A 17,410-nucleotide genomic window follows, 5' to 3' on the forward strand; every position below is an offset into this window, starting at 1 on the left:
TGAGTTGCCGGATTTTCGTAATATGAAATTTCGTTTACCGCATTAGACGTGTTCCGTCATTCATCCATTTGCAGGGTTGTTTTATCGGTCCGCCGTTGTTTAATCTGTGACGGGCACGGGGGACGTCGCCTCTTGATCTGTTTCTGTGCGGCATCTGTTTCTGTACGGCGCGCCATACGAGGAGTTCGTGGTGGCTGACCTCGATCGCGAGGCGATGCGGGCGGTGGTGGAGCGGATTCAGCGGCTGTCGGACGAGCACTGGTGGGCACTCGACCCCTCCTGCCGTCTGATGGAGGGCGACGCGTGGGTGGGGCCCACCGGCGCCCGGTTCGGCACCCAGATCCACGCCGACCAGCGGGAGCTGCGAGACCTGCTCGCCAGGGCGGTGCACAGCGCGCAGGGCAGGCTGGCCTCGCTGCCGGGCACGGTATGACCGGCAGCGCGGAGTTCAGCGGGGTCAGGCAGCCCGAGTTCGACACGATGACCGGTCGGCACACCCAGGCGGCCGGGCGGATCGAGCAACTCGCAGAGAGCCTGTACGGCGAGCTGCGCGGTGCGGGGCTGGACACCGCTCCGGCGCTGCGCCTGCGCGAGCTGGCCGACCGGGTCGGCAAGCAGGCTGAGGACCTGCGGCGGCGGCAGGCACTGATCCGCGAGATGGAGCAGCAGAAGATCAGCTTCGGGACCTCCACGACCGCCGGGTCCTTCCTGGAGATGCCCGACGGGCTGGACGCCGCCCAGGGGCTGCTGGACGGGACTCTGGCCGCCCGGCTCGCGCGCGGTGCCGCGGACGGGGATGCCAAGGCCCTCGCCCAACTGCGAAAATACGCCGATCGGGCGGCCGATCCGGAGTTCGCCGGGGTGTTTTTGAAGAAGCTGGGGGCCAAGGGGGTCACCGAGCTGCCCGGCACGCTCGCGGCGCGGATCCGGGACGCCGCGAAGCGCGGGGAGTCGGCGCGGGTGAACGACCTCTCCACCCAGGGCAAGCAGACCCTGCGCCTGCTGAGTACGGCGCTGGCCGCCGGAACCGATCCGAAGAACACGGCTTATGTGGGTGCCGGGTTCCTCAAGGAGCTCACCGAGCAGGGCCGCGCGGACCATGTCGTCGGCGACGTGACGTATGCGGGGTATCAAGCCCAGGCGCTGGTCTGGGGCGCGCATGACGGCAAGACGCCGTTCTCCGCGACGTTCATGCAGACCGTCGGCGGCGACGCGGTCGCCTACGAGAAGGAGCAGTACAAGGACAGGTGGGCGGCGAGTCAGGACGCGCTCGGCAAGGCCGTCGGCGGCAGCCAGGTCCCCCTGTTCGACCTGGCCGCCACGCTGGGGCTGGGATCGCTGCTGAGACCGGGCGCGGGGACGGCCACGGGCTCCGGCAAGTGGGTCAAGCCGGTCAAGGCAGCAGTCGTGGAGGACCTGCTCCACGCGGCCGAGTACGGCAAGGAGGCATCCCAGGCGCTGCTGAGCCACACTCCGGCGGGGTGGAAGGAGCCGGTGCTCGACCACCTGCTGACCGCCAGGCTGGGCGCCTTCGACTACACCGGTGGCTACGGATCGTTCAGCACGGTGCTGCTGGCCGGCACGACTGGCCAGGACGCCACGTCCAAGAAGCTGGCCGCCGAACTCACCAAGTCCCTGGCCGACCAGGTCCGGGGCGCCTTCGGCAAGGCCGGCGACGGGAACCTGGAGGTCACCGACAGGGCCGTGCTCGATCGGCTCGCCCCGCTGCGCTACCCGCTGGCCCGCGCGGTGGCGGCCAACATCGACCAGGTCTCCAACCTGCTGCTCAACCACGCCACCTTCGGCAGAGCCGACGCCACGGACCTGTCCTACGCGCTGGCCCTGGCGACCCGCGACGACGCCGGGTTCGAGGCGCTGATGCGGGCGCAGACCGAGCACATGAAGGCGGCGCTCGACAGTATGCCCCCGGTGGGCCTCGACAGCTCCAACCTCAAGCAGCTCGGCTTCACCAAGGCCGACCTCAAGACGTTCGACTTCGACGAGGACGGCCGGATCGGCAAGGCCGACGTCGGGCAGTTCCTCGTCGACAACATCGTGGGGGAGGCACGCCCCTTCTCGCACATCGTGGAGATCCGCCGCCAGGCGTTGATCGCCGAGGGGCTGGACGACAAGAAGGTGAGCGAGGCGTTGCAGACCATGGTCCGTGACACGGTCGGACTGATCCCGGTGCCGGGTGCCAAACAGGTGGGTGAACTGGCCACTGGTGCTTTCGGGTCGCTGCTCACCAACCAGTACGACAAGGCGACCGGGGCCGGATATGACACGGCTGCCAAGTGGGTTGCCGGGCAGGTGTCGAAGAAGGGGCTGAATCTGGACGAGACGTACCAGAGCCTGGCCGACAACCGGCTCGCCACGGAGAGACTGGCAGAGCAGATGATCGCCACCGCCATGCTGAACAAGGGCATGCTCGATGAGGTCGACCTGAAAGGCCAACCCTTCACGACCGGGACTCCGCCGACGATCAAGCCCTTCGCCGAGATGAGCCCGGCTGAGTACAGTCAATTTCTTACGTGGGTCCACGAAAACGGCAGAGGCAAGGACTTGCATGACCGCTTTAGGGGCACCTTCCGCATAACTAGCGAGGTAGATGACTATCTCAACCTCCATATTCCTTCCTCTTCGGGAGGGAGCAAGTGAGGCTCTATAACATCCTGGTTGTGCTCACCGTTGCCATGGTGTTCGCCGGGGCATGCACTCCAGGGGACGCGGCTCTCTCTACGCCGGCGTCGGTCAACACAGGCGTGCTCGTTGATTCGCCTCCCTATGTCTGCAAGCTTGTGCCTGACCAGGCGTTCAGGCTGGTCAGCGGCGTAAAAGGCTTTCTGGGCGAGAAGACGAATGGCAATGAAGCGAACGGCGACTGTGGGATCCCGGGGGCCATACCCAAAGCATTGGACGTCGCATGGATGAGGGAGGCTCCCGAATCGACGCGTGAGTACTTGGACGGAGTCATGGATGACAGACGCAAGGTGTTTACCAGGCATGGAGCAGCTACTTTGCCCGCTGAGCTTGGTGAGGGTCTAGCGGTACACCTTGCATATGCAGGAGTTGATGAACAGCCATATCAGGTGGTTGCCAGGTTTTCCTGCAGTGGCAAGCAGAGGATCATCACTCTCTACCTGGCCCAGGTCGCCCAGGGCAGGGATGGGATCAGGGACATGATCGAGTTGATGCGGATCGCGCAGAAGCGCTACGGCCAGCTCTACGCCTGCACGCCCGGTAAGTGACGGGACGAGCCGAGTGCGCGGTGACTCGGTCCGTTCCCCGGCGTCATAGGGAAAGCCGTTTCACGGTCCCGTCAGTTGGAACCAGACGACGCGGCCGGTCGGGGTCTCCTGCCAGCCCCAGGCCGATGCCAACTCCTGGACCAGCCAGAGGCCGCGTCCCCCGCTGCTGTCGGGGCCGGCGTCCGTACAGACTCGGGGCTGGTTTCCGGTCGATCCGGCGTCGATCACGTCGATGTGGAGCGTTCCATCATGGTTGGCGACGGCCACGGCGACCCGTCCGTCGGGGAGGCGTCCGGAGTCGGAGTGGCGCACCGCGTTGGTGACGAGTTCGCTGACGAGCAGGAGCGCGTCGTCGGTTTGGGGGTGTTCCACCACCTGTAGCAGGAGGCGGACGTACTGTCGGGCGATGGGGACGGAGTCGACCTGGGCGGGTAAGCAGATCTGTCCCAGCAGGCAGGGCGGTCTCACCGGGCCACCTCCATGAGCCGCTCGGCCGCCTCCCGCATCCTGCTGCGGCCGGGCTGGCCGCGGCTCGGCTGATTGCGGTCTCGCCGGTCAGGGCTCGCCCGGCTGTGGTGCCGGTCCCAGGTGAACACCGAGGTACGGCCCCGCTGCGTGGTGGTGACCCGCGCCCCCGGTGGGACGAAGATCTCCACACTCGGCCGTCGGCCGGGAGCGAGCCTGACCACGGAGTCGAACCCGAGATCGTTCAACTCCCAGGCCAGCTCCACCAACTCCCCGCCCCACCCCTCAAGATCGCGCACTCTCATCCCTCGCCTGCCCTTCGCGGATTCGGAGTCGTCCAGCGGCAAGTCGCACCGTCACATTTCACAGCCAAGCAATCACGCTGCGTGCTCAGTTTGCACGCCCCTTGCTCCTCTGGCAACAAGAATCAGAATGAACTTTGTGCACCTTGCTGCATGAAGATCACTGCGGCAGACTTGCCGGGATTGACTACAAAGAGGAGTCGTGTGGGTGCACAGCGAAGTCCTTCGGTCCGTAGGCGCCGTCTTGCTGCGGAATTGCACCGCCTCCGCAAGGAGTCAGGGCTGACACGGGACCAGGTGGCCGAGCATGCTGGATGCTCGCCTGTCACCGTCACCCGAATTGAATCGGCCGCCAGCGCTGCCACGGTTGCTCTCGTGGCCATGATGCTCGATCTCTATGAAGTCACTGATGAACGCCGTGAAGCGCTGCTGCAACTCGCCCGCGACGCGCGCAAGCGCGGCTGGTGGTACAAGGTGTCCGAGGCGATCCCCGAGTGGGTCCAAAGCTATGTAGGTCTGGAGGAAGAGGCGGCAACCTTCCAGGAATACCAGTCAGAGTTCGTGCCCGGACTGCTCCAGACCAGCGGCTATGCGCGGGCCGTCATGCGATCCGCACCCGTGTTGCCACCCGAAGGTGAGCTGGAGCGACGGCTCTCGATCCGGATGAAGCGGCAGGAGCGAGTGCTTGAGCGCGCGAACCCGCCTGAGATGTGGTTCATCCTCAACGAGTCGGTCGTTCGTCGGCCGGTTGGAGACGCGGAGACGATGCGAGATCAGCTCCAGCGCTTGATCCATCTCTCGGAAACGAACCACGTCACGATCCAGATCATGCCTTTTGCGGCTGGCGTCCATCCCGCGATGGACGGCGGATTCACAATCCTGAGTTTTCCCAAGCCGTCCGATCCAGACACCGTGTACGTTGAATATTGGCAGGGAAGTGTCTATTTGGAAGATCCGTCGGAAATAGACGCATACGTCCTGCTTTTTAACCATCTGCGCGCGCGAGCTCTCGGACCGGATCAGACTCGGAGCCTGATCGCGCAGGCTATACGGGAAGCATGAGTGGATGGAGAAGCACGTCCATGATGGATCTTTCCCATGTGATCTGGCGAAAGTCCAGCAGAAGCAACGCCAACGGTGGCCAATGCGTTGAGGTCGGTGTCTGGAACAAGAGTTCCCTCAGCGGCAACGGTTCCAACTGCGTCGAAGTCGCCCTAACCGACACCCCCAACCCCGGAACTGACCCCGATCGCCTCTTCCTGGTCCGTGACTCCAAGGACCCCGACGGCCCGGTCCTCTCCTTCACCCCCGCCGAGTGGGACGCCTTCCTCACCACCGTCAAGGACGGCACTCTCACGGCGAACCGGGTGCTCTGACGCCGCTGAACAAGCACATGCGCCGCATCCCCGGCCCGGCGAAAACGGTCACCCAGTCGGCTGGCCGGGTGCTGCCGGAGGCGCTGCGCAGCCGCCCGGCGTACGGAGTGCGACCGGCGCTCGGTAGGTGAAGCGGCCCGCCTCCGCTCGGTGGACGCGGTGGCCCGCCTCTTCTTCGCCTACGGGTCCGGACGCCTTCCTCGACCGCGGGTTCCGGCGGCGGCCTCCGCGCCGTCGCCGGGATCCTGCCTACTGGCCCTGTCGGCCGGCCGTACCGGGATCGTGCGTCATGGAATCCGGTACGGCGGGGTGAGGCCGGTCAGGGGAGGTTGAGCTGCCAGGTGACGCCGAAGCGGTCGGCGACCCAGCCGAAGCGCCTGCTGAAGCCGTAGGAGTCGAGCGGCATCAGCGGCCCGCCCTTCTCCGACAACGCCGCGTACAGGCGCTCGATCTCCTCCTCCGAGTCGCACTGGACGTACAGCGAGATCGCCGGGGTGAAGGTGAACGCGTGCGGCATGGAACTGTCGATGGCCATGTACTCCTGCCCGGCCAGGGTGAAGGTGGCGTGCTGCACGCTGCCCTCCGCGCCGGGGCCCTCGGGGCCGTAACGGGTGACGGCGAGGATTTTGGCGTCGTCGAACAGCGAGATGTAGAAGGTCATCGCCTCCTCGGCGGCACCTTCGAACATCAGGAAAGTGGTTATCTTCTGCGACATGACGTGAACTCCTGTCAGGGGGTGTAGAAGGCGATGGTCTTCTCGGTCGTCGAGGCGGCCTGTCTCGCGGTGGCTCCGGCGGCCAGGTGGGCATCGCCCCAGGCCCGGCCGCTGGCGGTGATGAAGCCCGCGCCCTCGGCGGACCGGGCGAAGGCGTCGGCGTCGTCAGGTTTCGCCTCGCCGGTCTCCAGGTGCAGGCCAAGACCCAGCAGGGTCAGGTCCCAGCCGACGCCGACCGCGCCGGGACCGTACTCGTCCCACATGGCGGGCGGGACGACCGCGGTGTGCAGGAGCTCCAACAGTGTGCCGTCGCCGTCCTCGGCCAGCCGTACCTCGACCTGGGAGGTGCCGCCACCGAAGTCCCAGGTGAGTTTCAGGTGGGTGGGCGGCTCGCAGGCGATGATCTCACCGCCCGCGTTGCCTTCGAGCTGGTAACGGCCTCCCACCCGGAAGTCACCAGTGACCGGATAGAACCAACGGGCGACCCGCTCGGGGGTGGTGCAGGCGTCCCAGACGTCCGCCGGCTCGGCGTCGTAGCGGCGCCGTACCAGGACCGTCCTGGCCTCGCCGTCCGTGCCCACCTCGCGGTGGACCCGGTCGATCTCGTCGACGATGTCTCTCATGAACCCTCACTTCTCGGATGGGACTCCTTCTCGGTCCGGCGGGCGCGTCTGCCTCGGGCCAACTCGGTGGAGAGTGCGTCCAAGTGCTGCTCCCAGAACCGGCGGAAGCGCTCCAGCCATATGTCGACCTCCCGCAACGGTGCCGCGTCTACGGCGTACAGCCGCCGAGTGCCCTCGACCCGCACGCTGGCGAACCCGTTGTCGCGCAGCACGCGTAGATGCTGCGAGACCCCCGGCTGGGAGATGCCGAACTCCTGCCGGATCACCGCGGTCACCTCACCGGAACTCCGCTCGCCCTCGGCGAGCAGTTCCAGGATCCGGCGCCGCACCGGATCACCGAGAACATCGAATGCGTGCACCCCAGGATTATTCACCTTCTGCTTATATAAGTAAATACGCATATAACGACGAAAGGGCGACCGCGCGCTGATGGCAATTCTCGGCCAAGGTCGTGGCCGGACCGTCCCGCACGTCCAAGGCCGTGGTGACCAGGTAGTTCAGCTCACCGGCCCGGGTCGCGATTGGACGAGGCGTGGTCCGCCGCCGGCAGGTGGATGGGTTTGAGTCTCCCGTAAGGGGAGGTGCGAGGGTGGGGGCATGGACGGCGGCACGCTCTACTCGATCGGTGATCTGGCCCGGCGGACCGGACTGACGGTCAAGGCCATCCGGTTCTACTCCGATTGCGGGATCGTGCCGCCGGCCGACCGTAGCCCGGCCGGCTACCGCCTCTACGGCATCGACGCCGTCGCACGGCTGGATCTCGTACGGACGCTGCGCGACCTGGGGCTGGACCTCCCCACGGTCCGGAAGGTCGTGGACCGGGAGATCTCGCTTCCCGAGGTCGCCGCGGCGCACGCCGAGGCACTGGCGGTGCAGATCCGGACTTTGCGCCTGCGGCGCGCGGTGCTGACGGCGGTGGCCAGGCGCGGGTCCACCCCTGAGGAGATGGATCTCATGCACAAGCTGGCCAAGCTCTCCGAGGATGAACGCCGACGTCTGATCGGCGATTTCCTCGACACCGCCTTCGACGACTTGGAGGACGACGCCGGATTCGCGGGGATCAGGCGCTCGATGACCCCCGAACTGCCTGACAACCCCGAGGCCGAGCAGGTCGAGGCGTGGGTGGAGTTGGCCGAACTGTCCCAGGACCCGGAGTTCCGCGCCGTCATGCGGCGCGTGGCTGAGCACCATGCGGCCGAGCGCGCCCAGGGCGACACCACGACCCTGCGCCGTGACTCCGCCGCGATCGTTCGTGACCAGGCCGGTCCCGCCCTGGCGGCCGGCGTCGACCCGGCCTCGCCCCAGGCCGATCCGGTCGTCGCGGCGGTCACCGCCCAGTACGCGCACATCTTCGCCTGCCCTGACGACGTCGGCCTCCGGCGTCGGCTGCTGACCCGGTTGGAGACCGCGAACGACCCTCGCAGGGAGCGGTACCTTCGGCTGCTCGCGGTGATCAACGGCTGGCCGGCCCCGGAAAGCCTGGCCCCGGTGTTCGACTGGTTCATTCAGGCGCTGCGTGCCCGGATACCGGAATAGCGGCCGTTCGCGAGGCGGCGCTGCCGGACCAGTTCACGTCATTCGGGAAAACACGCCCTCCGCGCGCTCGCAAAGGCCGACCCGCGAGCCTTGGGCATTGCCCGGCCGGATCGACCGGCTGACCGGAGACGGAGAACGAAGACAAAGATCGGAGGCTGTTTCGGAATCTCCTGTTCTCCTGACCGCTCCGATCTCAAGCGCCAAGATCATCCGTCACACTGACTGGCATGACGATCACCCCCCAAATCCAGGCGACGCCGACTCTTGCCGCGAGACGTCATCGTTTTTCGGCTTTTCTTATCGACAGCCTGATCTTTTACGTGATGGCCTCGCCGATCTATCTGCTACCCGCTGAGGAAGTCGAGGCATCCGGCGGGTCGATCCTCGCCGATTACCTCAACCCTTACGCAGGAGACCCGAACTGGCCGATCGAGGTGGCGGTCACGGTCCTCCTCGCCGTCTACTTCTGGTTGCAACACGCGCTGTGGGGTCAGACGCCCGGCAAGCGGCTCTGCCGTCTGAAGGTGGTGTCCGGCGCGACCGGAGAACCGCCGGGTCTCCGTCACGCGGGAATCCGTGCTCTTGTCTACCCCGTCCTGACGTCGGCGCCCTATCTCGGAGTGTTCCTCAACGTGGTCGACACGCTGTGGATATTCGGGGATCCGAAACGCCGATGCCTGCACGACGTGGTCGCCGGAACCATCGTGGTCGATCTTGAAGGTCCCGGCAGGAAGGGGTTCGGAGGACCTGGCTTCCTGCTCGGCCTGGGTGCCATCCTCGCCCTCGGTGTCGCCGTTGCCCTCGTCTCCGTGCTGATGGCGAGGTAGTCCGTCCTGACAAATACCCCTATAGGATCACTGGTTCCTTCGGTCCTCGCGGAGCCCCAGGGCTTCGGTGGGACGTCGATGATCGGAAAGGAACGCATGAACACTCGGAGCAGGTTCGCGGCTCTGGCGGGCGCAGTGATGGTCTCCACCTGTCTGGTGGCGGGTGCGGCCCCGGCGGCGAACGCGGCCGTCCCCTGCGGCGGCTACCGCCTGATCGACACCTACAACATCCCCAAGAGCGGCCCGAAGAAGGGCGTCATCGAGCTCTACTACAACGCCGCCAACGGCAAGAACTGCGCCATCGCGCGGGGCTCCAAGGTCGGCGTGACCTACAAGTCGGTGACCATCAGCCTCTCCAAGGGCACCTTCGCCGACCATGACTACGGGCAGTTCTCGCAGTACGCGGGCCCGGTGTACCTCTCGGCCAAGCACAAGTGCATCAACGTCTCGGGGTGGATCGGCAAGTCCAAGCGCGATGTGTACGGGGTCCACTGCGGCTGAGGCGCCTTGGGCGAGAGCCGTGCTCATCCGGGGTGAAAGCGGGTGAGGACAGTCCTGCCGGAGGCCCTGATACCAGGGCCTCCGGCAGGCGGCTGTGGCACCCGTCGCGCCCGGCGGCTCGGGCGCACGTTCAGGGTTCCCCGAGGGGCCCTTCAGGGATGTCCCCCGATGTGCGGAGGCGGCGTCCGCGGAATGATCCACATCATGAAGACGATCGTGATGGCAGGCGGCCTGCTGGTCTCCGCGGCGCTGCTGACGGGATGCGGGCTGGCGAACATCGGCGGCCCCGCCAACCAGGACACCGTGACCTACCGGGTGACGGACAAGGTAACCGGGCTGAAGCTCAAGAGCGGGTCCGGTGACACGGACATCACCGAGACCGGTGGGAACGCCGTCCGGGTCGTCGAAACGCTCCGGTGGAGCGACGAGAAGCCCGAGACCGAGCACAGGGTCGACGGCGACCTGCTGTCCATGTCCTACAACTGCCCGGCCAAGTGGGACAACTGCGGCGTCGACTACAAGATTGAGATCCCCAAGGGGCTGCGGGTGGACCTGGACAGCGGCTCGGGTGACATCACGCTGACGTCCCTGACAGGGCCGATCGGCGTCTTCATGGGATCGGGCAATGTGAACGGCACGGGGCTGGCGGGAGAGAAGGTCTCCGTCAAGACCGGTTCGGGCGATGCCGAGTTGAAGTACGCCGCCGTCCCCGGCAGCGTCGACGTGAGGACCGGTTCGGGCAACGCGACCCTCCACGTCCCCGACGGGCCGTACGAAGTGAGCACCAGGGCGGGATCGGGCGAAATCCAGGTTTCGGTGCAGAACGTCGCGAGTTCCCCGCACAAGGTGACGATGACCACGGGCTCCGGCGACATCAACGTGCTGCCCGGTTGACCTCTTCCCACGGATGATGTGAGGTCAGGGCGGCGGGACGGATCGGCTGCCCCGCGCGGTGACGAGGCCGCTCTCGTAGGCGGCGATGACGAGCTGGGCGCGATCGCGGGTGTCGAGCTTGGTGAGCAGGCGGCCGATGTGGGTCTTGACCGTCGCGAGGCTCAGGCGCAGGTGGGCGGCGAGCTCGGTGTTGGAGAGGCCGCGGGCGATCAGCGTGAGCACCTCCCGCTCCCGCTCGGTCACCCCGTCGAGCCCGCGGACGACCGGCTGGACGGGGATGCGGGCGAACTGCTCGATCAGCCTGCGCGTCACGGTCGGCGCGAGCAGCGCCTCCCCGGCGGCCACCACCCTGATCGCGGCCAGCATGTCGGCCGGCGGGGTGTCCTTAGATCGCCGGCGAGCGCATCTCCTCGCGACTCGGCGACGGGGTGCTCCCACCGGCCGTGGCACTGCTCGTGCTGCTGGGCTACGCGGCCGTCGCGGTGGCCGTCGGAGCGGTCGCGATCAGCCGGAGGGACGCCTGACGACCGCCCGGTCCGGCTGAACTCAACGGCCGCCCACGGGAGACGCTCGACTGGGACACTCCGGCCGAGCGTCTCGCCAAGCTGTCTGGCGACAGCCAGTCAATCAACTGGGCTGCGACAACTTATGGAGTGCGCCGTTTTGGGGGTTTTCCGCTGTTACACTCCCCCTCAAACGATCATGGGAGATAGTGCCGAATGAGTAAAGTCAAGCGGGCTGCGGCGCTCGCACTCGGTATGGCAGCCACGCTGGCCGCGTCTGTGGCTCTGAGCGCCCCGGCCATGGCGGCGTCGTCGCCGGCCGCGGCCTGTGGCGGCGGCAGCTACCACGTCATCGACAGCCACGCCCTGGGCGGATACGCCACCGTCTACCTGCTCTACAACGGCTCCACCAACTGCGTGGTCACCTGGAAGAAGGGCTCGTACGCGGGCAACACCACCTACGTTGACGCCGTACTGAACGTGTGGAACACTCCGGGCGCGTTCGACGCCGGTAATTACCGTTACTACGCCGGTCCGGCCAAGGCCAAGGCCCCGGGGAAATGCATCAAATGGGGCGGCGCCTACGGGAGCTCCTCCTATGAGAGCCCGTGGGAGCACTGTGGCTGATCGCCTCTGACGCGGAGGAACGTTCGATCCTGCCGTCTTGGTGGGGTGGCTGGGCGTGGGCGGGATGGGGCAGGTGTTCTTGGGCCGTTCCCCAGGTGGCCGCCTGATCGGAGCCGACCAGGACGCGTCCGTCGCCGATGTGTTCGACGTCTTCGGTGACGGCCGCGACCTGTACGCCTGCACACGCTCTGCTACTTGTCGATGTAGATGTTGGTGATGCTCCACGGGCCGCAGTCGGAGCTGAAGACGCCGCGGTCGCAGCCCTGGACGGTGAAGCTCCACCGGTCCGTCGACCTGCCGTGGCTGACGTGGTCGTCGAGCATCTCCGGCTCACCGGGTTTGAACGCCACGTCCCTCAGGTCCTTGTGGAACGACAGGATGCCGCTCCACGGGGTCTGCCGGGCGACCCGCACCTGGACGGTCCTGTTGCCCAGGTCGGCGTCCTTGCTCCAGCGGACGTTGAAGAAGTCCCAGTCGCGGCCCAGGCCGCTCCACTTGAAGACGATCTTCTGCCCCGATTCGTAGACGCGCACCAGGGTGCCGTTGCCGAGGTTCGGAGACCAGACGATCTTTCCGTTGCGGAATTCCTGCCAGGAGCCGCGCTTGTCGGGGTAGCCGAACTCCTTGGTGACGGGGCAGCCGTAGACGCTGTTCTCGCCGCCGTTGGAGCGCCACAGGCCGCCGATGAGGCTGCCTTCAGGTGCCACCAGGGAGGCGTTGCACGCGCGGCCGGCGGTGGAGGCCTGCGCGGCGGCCGGTACGGCGAAGGCCGCGGCGGCCGTCGCGACGGCGGCGGCGAGGCCGAGGAGTGAACGGGAAGCGCGGCCCATGGAAATGGTCCTTTCACGCGAGGTTCGCTGTTGCGTCTCATGTGTATGGCGGGCCGCTTTCACCCGAGCGTCGACGACTTGAGAATGGCTTGTAGGACGCGTATTCCGAACAAAGGCGCTTGGCCGGAATTGCTGCGGGCGCTGCAACGTACGTGATCGTAGTCTTCGCCACCCCGTCACTCCAGCAACGCGTATCGATCTTTTGAGGTGTCGTCCCTGGTAGTGGCATTGGCAGGCGCGGGCTTGGGGGCGGCGTCGCCGGTGTGACCGGTGCAGGACGAGGTCTTCGTCCGGCGGAGAACTCCCGGTCTGGAGAAGACTCTCAGAAAGGCCGTCTGGAGCTAGTAGGACTTTGGTAATTCAAGATCTTTTGGCGTCATTTACACAGGCTTCCGGCGGCTTCAACGTGGCGGGCCGGAATATCGGCCTGGATGCTCAGGGGCAGGAGAAGGGAATGGCGGGCTCTGCCGGCTGCCGGCCCGGAGGGCGGCTCGGCGGACATCCGCGCCGCGGGTCAGCGGTTTCGTCACAGCACGACCCAGTCGTCGGGCTGCGCGGTGCGCTCCAGATACGCGCGGTCGTAGGTGGCGATGCTGACCCATCGCCCCGCCGCCTCCTCCCAGCGCTTCACCCAGTCGTTCAGCTTGGGGGCGACCCGGTCGAGAAGGTAGGGGTTGTACCAGTCGCCTTTCGTATGCACATTGACGCCCGGATTCGCTTCGCCGAAGCACTTGAAGCGTTCGGCCAGAACGTCGCTGGACAGCTGGAAGTCGTAGTCGCTGGGCCATTGCGACAGGCCGAGCTTGTGGCGGCTGTCGAAGAAGGCCACGGCGGGCTTGGCGCCGTTCGCACCGTATCCGGCCTGGCGGTAGGCCGCGATGGCGTCTTCGACGCGACGCGCCCGTTCGGCCGGTGCGAGGTCACCATGGGTTCGGGCGACTGTCGCGCGCAGTTCGTCCTCCGTCTGGGGGAAGGTCTTCGCGGGGTCGCCCGAGAAGAAGCGGGCCGACGTCCCCTTCAGTCGTACGTCGCCGTCCAGGATGTTCTCGGCCGCGAGCGCCTCCCGCAGTTCGGCCACGGCGGTCTGCCACGACTTGGGCTCCATGCCCAGGGGCGTGCGATGCCTGCGCATGTCCCGCAGTTGCTTGCGCGACGCCCCGGCGAACGCGCGCTCTCGAGAGGTGTTCCGATAGCCCGACGGGTCGACGATCACGGGTCCTTTGGCTCGGCGCGTCACGGGCGCGACGGCGCCGAGGATACGGCGCAGGCGCGTCTCGACACCGTTGACCAGGGCCTTGCTGAAGAAGCGTTCGAGCTCGCGGCGGAAGGCGGTCACGGCGCGTCCGGCGCCGACGCGCAGCTCGGTGAGGGCGAGGCGCCCCTGGATCGCGGCCGTGCCGCCCGTGACCACGGCCGCAGTGGCCGCCCAGGCCAAGACGACCGCCGCATACCCGGCCAGGACGATGAGCAGCTTCTTGAGTGCGGTGACCATATCGGCGATCACGTCGTGCGCGTTGGCGAGCGCGTTCAGTACGGCGGCCAGGCTCGGCAGATGGCCGTCGTCGCCGTCCTCCTGGTTGTAGTCGGCCCAGGAGGCGGTGGCGGCGTCCATGCCGAGGCCGTGGTTACCGGTCGCGGCATGCTGGATGGCGCCGTGCGCGAGCGGGATGACCTCGCCGACCAGGGTGGCCGCGCACATGCGGTAGGCGGCGGCGCAGTCGTGGAGCCCGTCCTCGTCCTCGGTGGGCCAGGGCACGCCCAGCGCCCCGAACGCCGTCTCCAGCTCGGCCGGCAGCATTATCGCCATCAGACGGAGCTCCCGCCCAGGTCCACGACCGGCGGCCGACCGGTCATCGAGGCACGTGCGGCTCGGCGGAGCCGGACGGTCGCTGCCCGTGCCAGGGCGGGACGGCGTCGCCGGGGCGGATGGCATCGGACAGCGCGTGCTCCACGGCGCCATGCAGGTCGGCCATCTCCTGGAGGCCGGTACCCGTCTGGCCGATGTTGGCGTGCATGTGGCGGCACGCCTGACCGACCATTTCGTTGACCTGGTCCATGACCATGCCGATCATGCCCAGGCCCCACGGCGAGCGCCCGCTCGGGGCCAAGGAGGCGAGCAAGGTGTCGGTGTGACGCTCCAGCAGGTCGGCCGCCTCCCACAGGTCCCAGGCGGCGTTGGCCAGGGCCCTCCTGTCGACCTGGAGTTCCCCCTCGCCCAGTTCTCCCGCAGGCCCCATATGCACCATAGTTCCCAACATTGTGGCCGGTTCCCGGCTGTTGATCAAGAGGTCATCGAGCGGCCCATCGGGTGGTCCCGGTACCCGCATACCGGCTCAGCGCCGAACTCGACGCTCAGTGCGGACAGGCGCTATTCGAGGAATTCCACGCGGCGGATAGGAGTCGGATATTGGTGAAAACAATCGTGCCGGCCGTTCCGTCGATTCCGGTAAGTCCGCCGGCTGCGGTTGCGAAGGGTTGTACCGCGCGACGGCGGATGGTATGCGAATGGCGGGCGGAAGTCGCAGCCGGCCCGTCCCGGCAGGCCGTCTGCCCTGAGGAAGAGGCGGTTGTCGTTTTTCATGCCGACCACGATGGTTTCGCCGAAGAGGTCCCGGCGGCGCCGTCGGCACAGGAGAAGCCGGGCGCCCGGCCGCCAGAGGTATAACGGTAAATCATCATTGATGAGGCCTGGTCCGCGGTCTGCCGCACAAGGCGGTATTTTCTTCCCGGGGGCTCTCTGGATTTTCCGAGAAGTCGAAGCCTTTGTGGAAGGCGAGTCGTTTTGGGCAGAGGGACGATCATTGACGGCCGTTACGAGTTGGATCCCCACTCCCGTCGCTCCGGCGGAATGGGGGAGGTCTGGTTCGGCTACGACAACCGTCTGGATCGGCAGATCGCCATCAAATTCATCAGAGCCGATAGATTTCCCGATGGCCGGCCGGACGAGGACCTGGCCAGACGGTTCGTGCGCGAGTCGCGCATCACGGCCCGGCTGGAACATCCGGGGGTTCCCACCGTCTACGACTGCGGGCCGTACGGCGAGGATCTCTACATGGTCATGCAGCTCGTCAAGGGATGCCCCGTCTCGGCGCTGCTCGACGAGACCCGGGTGCCCGTCGCCTGGGCCGTGGCGATCGCCGCCCAGGTGTGCTCGGTTCTGGCCGTGGCCCACGCCAACTCACTGGTCCACCGGGATCTGAAGCCGGGCAACCTGATGCTCTGCCCCGACGGCACGGTCAAGGTCCTCGACTTCGGCATCGCCGCCGCGCTCGCCACGACGGACACGACGACGCTCACCAGGACGGGCGAGGTGCTCGGCACGCCGTCGTACATGGCCCCCGAGCAGGCCATGACCGGGATGGCCGGCCCGCAGAGCGACCTCTACTCCCTCGGTGTGATCCTGGACGAGATGCTCGCGGGGGACAACCAGTTCGCCGCCCCCACGGCGCTCGCCACGATGCGCAACCACACCGACGCCACGCCCCGGCCGCTGCGCACGAGACGGCGCGACGTCCCCGAAGGGCTGGAACGGCTCGTCCTGTGGTTGCTCGCCAAGAAACCGGAGAAGCGGCCCCGCAGCGCGGACGTCGTCTACGAGCGGCTGCTGGACTTCTGCCACGAACTGCCGACCTTCCCCGGCTACGTGAACCTGGACGCGCCCCACCCGGTGCGCATGTACGCCACCGTCGTCGGGCGCATGACCTCCCCGCCGCCGGTCGGCAACCGGCGGCCCGCCCATCCGGTACGGCCGGCGCGGATCAGGCAGGCCGGGGGGCTGGCACAGATCGGGCGCGAGGACGTCCAGCGCGCCCGCGAGGAGGCCGAGGCGCTCAAGGCGGCCTCCCGTTTCGGCCAGGCGGCGGACGTGCTGGCCGAGATCGTGGGCCTGGCCGCCGGCTGGTTCGGACCGACGAGCTCCGACGTGGTCGACCTGCGGATCGAGCTCGCCGAGGCGCTCTTCCTCGCCGGGGACTACCGCCGCGCGGTGCCCGAGTTCCAGCGGCTGGCGGCCGACGTCGCCGCGGTGGAGGGCCCGGACAACAACCTTGCCCTGCGCTGCCGGCTGATGGAGGCCAACTGCCACGCGGCGGTGGGGGAGACCGATCTCGCCCTGGCCCAGCTCCGCAGGCTGCTGGCCGACGAGATACGGTTCGGCGCCGACCGGGAGCGGGTCCTCGAACTGCGCTGCCAGATCGGGCTGATGGAGTTCGGCTCCGGCAACAGGGCACGGGCGAAGGGCACGTTGGTCGGCCTGCTGCCGGACCTGGAGCGGATGTACGGCTCGCAGCACACGGACGTGGCGGAGGTGCGGGCGATCCTCGCGGGCCTCGGCGACCAGTGACCCGCTGTGGGCGTCAGCCGGGCTGGCTGTTGTCCTTGAGCGCGCCCCAGCCGTGCCAGCTGTCTATCTCGATCCAGGCGCTGACCCGGTCGCGGTCCCGCTGCCCGTAAGGGTTCCCGGTGTACTGCCGGGCCAGCCGGTCGATGTCGGTCAGATCCTTGTCGTCGCGTATGTCGGCGATATGCCCGATGACGCTGAGGTGCGTGTACCAGCCGTCCTTGTCGAGCACGGTGAGCGTGACCCGGGGGTCGTCGCGCAGGTGGTCCAGCCGTTTTCGGCCCTCGTCCATGTTGACCAGGATTCGGCCGTCGTCCCAGAGATACCAGGTGGCCGTGGACACCGGCTGGCCGTCAGGCCGGAGCGTCGCGATGACGGCGGGATTCGGCTTCCTCAGCATGGCGATTGCTTCCTCGGGAAGCGGCGGTTTCGACATGACCTCTCCTCTTCGCGTCGGCGCCCCCGTGGTGGAGGTGGCGTATGCGGTCAACGAGATATATGTCCACGGTGTCACACCCCACGTAGTGGCGGTTCCCGCACCCCTCCCGGTGCGCAGGCGGCTCTGAAGCGATCACGGTCGCCGAGACTCGCGATCATGTCTTTCACGGGTGTTTCACCGTCTGG

20 protein-coding genes and 1 pseudogene are annotated in these 17,410 nt (G+C 67.2%); 11 read left to right on the top strand and 10 right to left on the bottom strand.

Annotation, left to right across the window (positions count from 1 at the left end):
* Positions 1-190: 190 nt before the first annotated feature.
* The 3 genes from OHA77_RS29220 to OHA77_RS29230 are packed head-to-tail and all read left to right on the top strand — an operon-like array spanning position 191 to position 3,248.
* Complete coding sequence (locus tag OHA77_RS29220) at positions 191-433, top strand: hypothetical protein (RefSeq protein ID WP_326824981.1); 243 nt, start codon at positions 191-193, stop codon at positions 431-433.
* Positions 430-2,658 (top strand): hypothetical protein, encoded by a 2,229-nt coding sequence (locus OHA77_RS29225; protein WP_406312604.1) that lies wholly within the window; start codon positions 430-432, stop codon positions 2,656-2,658. The genes OHA77_RS29220 and OHA77_RS29225 overlap by 4 nt, the downstream gene beginning before the upstream one ends.
* Positions 2,655-3,248 carry a hypothetical protein gene (locus tag OHA77_RS29230; RefSeq protein WP_406312605.1) on the top strand — a complete coding sequence of 198 codons (594 nt, stop codon included), beginning with the start codon at positions 2,655-2,657 and terminating at the stop codon, positions 3,246-3,248. Before OHA77_RS29225 ends, OHA77_RS29230 begins: the two co-directional genes overlap by 4 nt.
* Before the next feature lie 60 nt (positions 3,249-3,308).
* On the opposite strand, the gene OHA77_RS29235 is transcribed toward OHA77_RS29230, so the two are convergent.
* Positions 3,309-3,716, bottom strand: coding sequence for an ATP-binding protein (locus tag OHA77_RS29235; RefSeq protein ID WP_406312606.1), 408 nt, complete (start codon positions 3,714-3,716; stop codon positions 3,309-3,311).
* Positions 3,713-4,018: a hypothetical protein gene (locus OHA77_RS29240; protein WP_406312607.1), complete on the bottom strand. Its 306-nt coding sequence runs from the start codon at positions 4,016-4,018 to the stop codon at positions 3,713-3,715. The genes OHA77_RS29235 and OHA77_RS29240 overlap by 4 nt, the downstream gene beginning before the upstream one ends.
* 150 nt (positions 4,019-4,168) lie before the next feature.
* Here OHA77_RS29240 and OHA77_RS29245 point away from each other — a divergent pair, with 150 nt between their 5' ends.
* A complete protein-coding gene (locus OHA77_RS29245; RefSeq protein ID WP_406312608.1) occupies positions 4,169-5,077 on the top strand; it encodes a helix-turn-helix domain-containing protein in 909 nt (302 codons plus the stop codon).
* A 20-nt stretch (positions 5,078-5,097) separates the two neighbouring features.
* Positions 5,098-5,391 (top strand): DUF397 domain-containing protein, encoded by a 294-nt coding sequence (locus OHA77_RS29250; protein ID WP_406312609.1) that lies wholly within the window; start codon positions 5,098-5,100, stop codon positions 5,389-5,391.
* A 319-nt stretch (positions 5,392-5,710) separates the two neighbouring features.
* On the opposite strand, the gene OHA77_RS29255 is transcribed toward OHA77_RS29250, so the two are convergent.
* The 3 genes from OHA77_RS29255 to OHA77_RS29265 are packed head-to-tail and all read right to left on the bottom strand — an operon-like array spanning position 5,711 to position 7,088.
* Positions 5,711-6,106: a VOC family protein gene (locus OHA77_RS29255; RefSeq protein WP_406312611.1), complete on the bottom strand. Its 396-nt coding sequence runs from the start codon at positions 6,104-6,106 to the stop codon at positions 5,711-5,713.
* A gap of 14 nt (positions 6,107-6,120) precedes the next feature.
* Positions 6,121-6,729, bottom strand: a complete 609-nt coding sequence (locus tag OHA77_RS29260) for an SRPBCC family protein (RefSeq protein ID WP_406312612.1) — start codon at positions 6,727-6,729, stop codon at positions 6,121-6,123.
* Complete coding sequence (locus OHA77_RS29265) at positions 6,726-7,088, bottom strand: ArsR/SmtB family transcription factor (protein WP_406312613.1); 363 nt, start codon at positions 7,086-7,088, stop codon at positions 6,726-6,728. The genes OHA77_RS29260 and OHA77_RS29265 overlap by 4 nt, the downstream gene beginning before the upstream one ends.
* 238 nt (positions 7,089-7,326) lie before the next feature.
* Between OHA77_RS29265 and OHA77_RS29270 the strand changes: the two genes are divergently transcribed.
* The 4 genes from OHA77_RS29270 to OHA77_RS29285 all read left to right on the top strand — a co-directional run bounded on the left by OHA77_RS29270 (position 7,327) and on the right by OHA77_RS29285 (position 10,487).
* The gene (locus tag OHA77_RS29270) at positions 7,327-8,265 is read left to right on the top strand and encodes a MerR family transcriptional regulator (protein ID WP_406312614.1); all 939 of its coding nucleotides are present in this window, start codon (positions 7,327-7,329) and stop codon (positions 8,263-8,265) included.
* Positions 8,266-8,492: 227 nt separating this feature from the next.
* Positions 8,493-9,092, top strand: coding sequence for an RDD family protein (locus OHA77_RS29275; RefSeq protein WP_406312615.1), 600 nt, complete (start codon positions 8,493-8,495; stop codon positions 9,090-9,092).
* Positions 9,093-9,188: 96 nt separating this feature from the next.
* Entirely contained in the window at positions 9,189-9,593 is a 405-nt protein-coding gene (locus OHA77_RS29280; protein ID WP_326824969.1) for a hypothetical protein, read from the top strand.
* A gap of 204 nt (positions 9,594-9,797) precedes the next feature.
* Positions 9,798-10,487 carry a DUF4097 family beta strand repeat-containing protein gene (locus tag OHA77_RS29285; protein WP_406312616.1) on the top strand — a complete coding sequence of 230 codons (690 nt, stop codon included), beginning with the start codon at positions 9,798-9,800 and terminating at the stop codon, positions 10,485-10,487.
* A gap of 24 nt (positions 10,488-10,511) precedes the next feature.
* Here the strand turns inward: OHA77_RS29285 and OHA77_RS29290 are convergent.
* A pseudogene (locus OHA77_RS29290) lies at positions 10,512-10,874 on the bottom strand (response regulator transcription factor); the annotation flags it as partial.
* A gap of 332 nt (positions 10,875-11,206) precedes the next feature.
* Here OHA77_RS29290 and OHA77_RS29295 point away from each other — a divergent pair.
* The gene (locus tag OHA77_RS29295) at positions 11,207-11,617 is read left to right on the top strand and encodes a spore-associated protein A (protein ID WP_406312617.1); all 411 of its coding nucleotides are present in this window, start codon (positions 11,207-11,209) and stop codon (positions 11,615-11,617) included.
* Positions 11,618-11,808: 191 nt separating this feature from the next.
* Here the strand turns inward: OHA77_RS29295 and OHA77_RS29300 are convergent, their stop codons facing one another.
* From OHA77_RS29300 to OHA77_RS29310, 3 genes are all read right to left on the bottom strand, one after another.
* Entirely contained in the window at positions 11,809-12,447 is a 639-nt protein-coding gene (locus tag OHA77_RS29300) for an LGFP repeat-containing protein (protein WP_406312618.1), read from the bottom strand.
* A gap of 526 nt (positions 12,448-12,973) precedes the next feature.
* Positions 12,974-14,254: a hypothetical protein gene (locus OHA77_RS29305; RefSeq protein WP_406312619.1), complete on the bottom strand. Its 1,281-nt coding sequence runs from the start codon at positions 14,252-14,254 to the stop codon at positions 12,974-12,976.
* 43 nt (positions 14,255-14,297) lie between these two features.
* Complete coding sequence (locus tag OHA77_RS29310; protein ID WP_326824964.1) at positions 14,298-14,684, bottom strand: hypothetical protein; 387 nt, start codon at positions 14,682-14,684, stop codon at positions 14,298-14,300.
* A 545-nt stretch (positions 14,685-15,229) separates the two neighbouring features.
* Here OHA77_RS29310 and OHA77_RS29315 point away from each other — a divergent pair.
* Positions 15,230-16,789, top strand: a complete 1,560-nt coding sequence (locus OHA77_RS29315; protein ID WP_406312620.1) for a protein kinase domain-containing protein — start codon at positions 15,230-15,232, stop codon at positions 16,787-16,789.
* Between the two features lie 13 nt (positions 16,790-16,802).
* Here the strand turns inward: OHA77_RS29315 and OHA77_RS29320 are convergent, their stop codons facing one another.
* Positions 16,803-17,222: a PPOX class F420-dependent oxidoreductase gene (locus OHA77_RS29320; protein WP_406312621.1), complete on the bottom strand. Its 420-nt coding sequence runs from the start codon at positions 17,220-17,222 to the stop codon at positions 16,803-16,805.
* Positions 17,223-17,410 lie beyond the last annotated feature (188 nt).

This window comes from Streptosporangium sp. NBC_01639 (genome assembly GCF_045209755.1).
Classification (GTDB): domain Bacteria; phylum Actinomycetota; class Actinomycetes; order Streptosporangiales; family Streptosporangiaceae; genus Streptosporangium.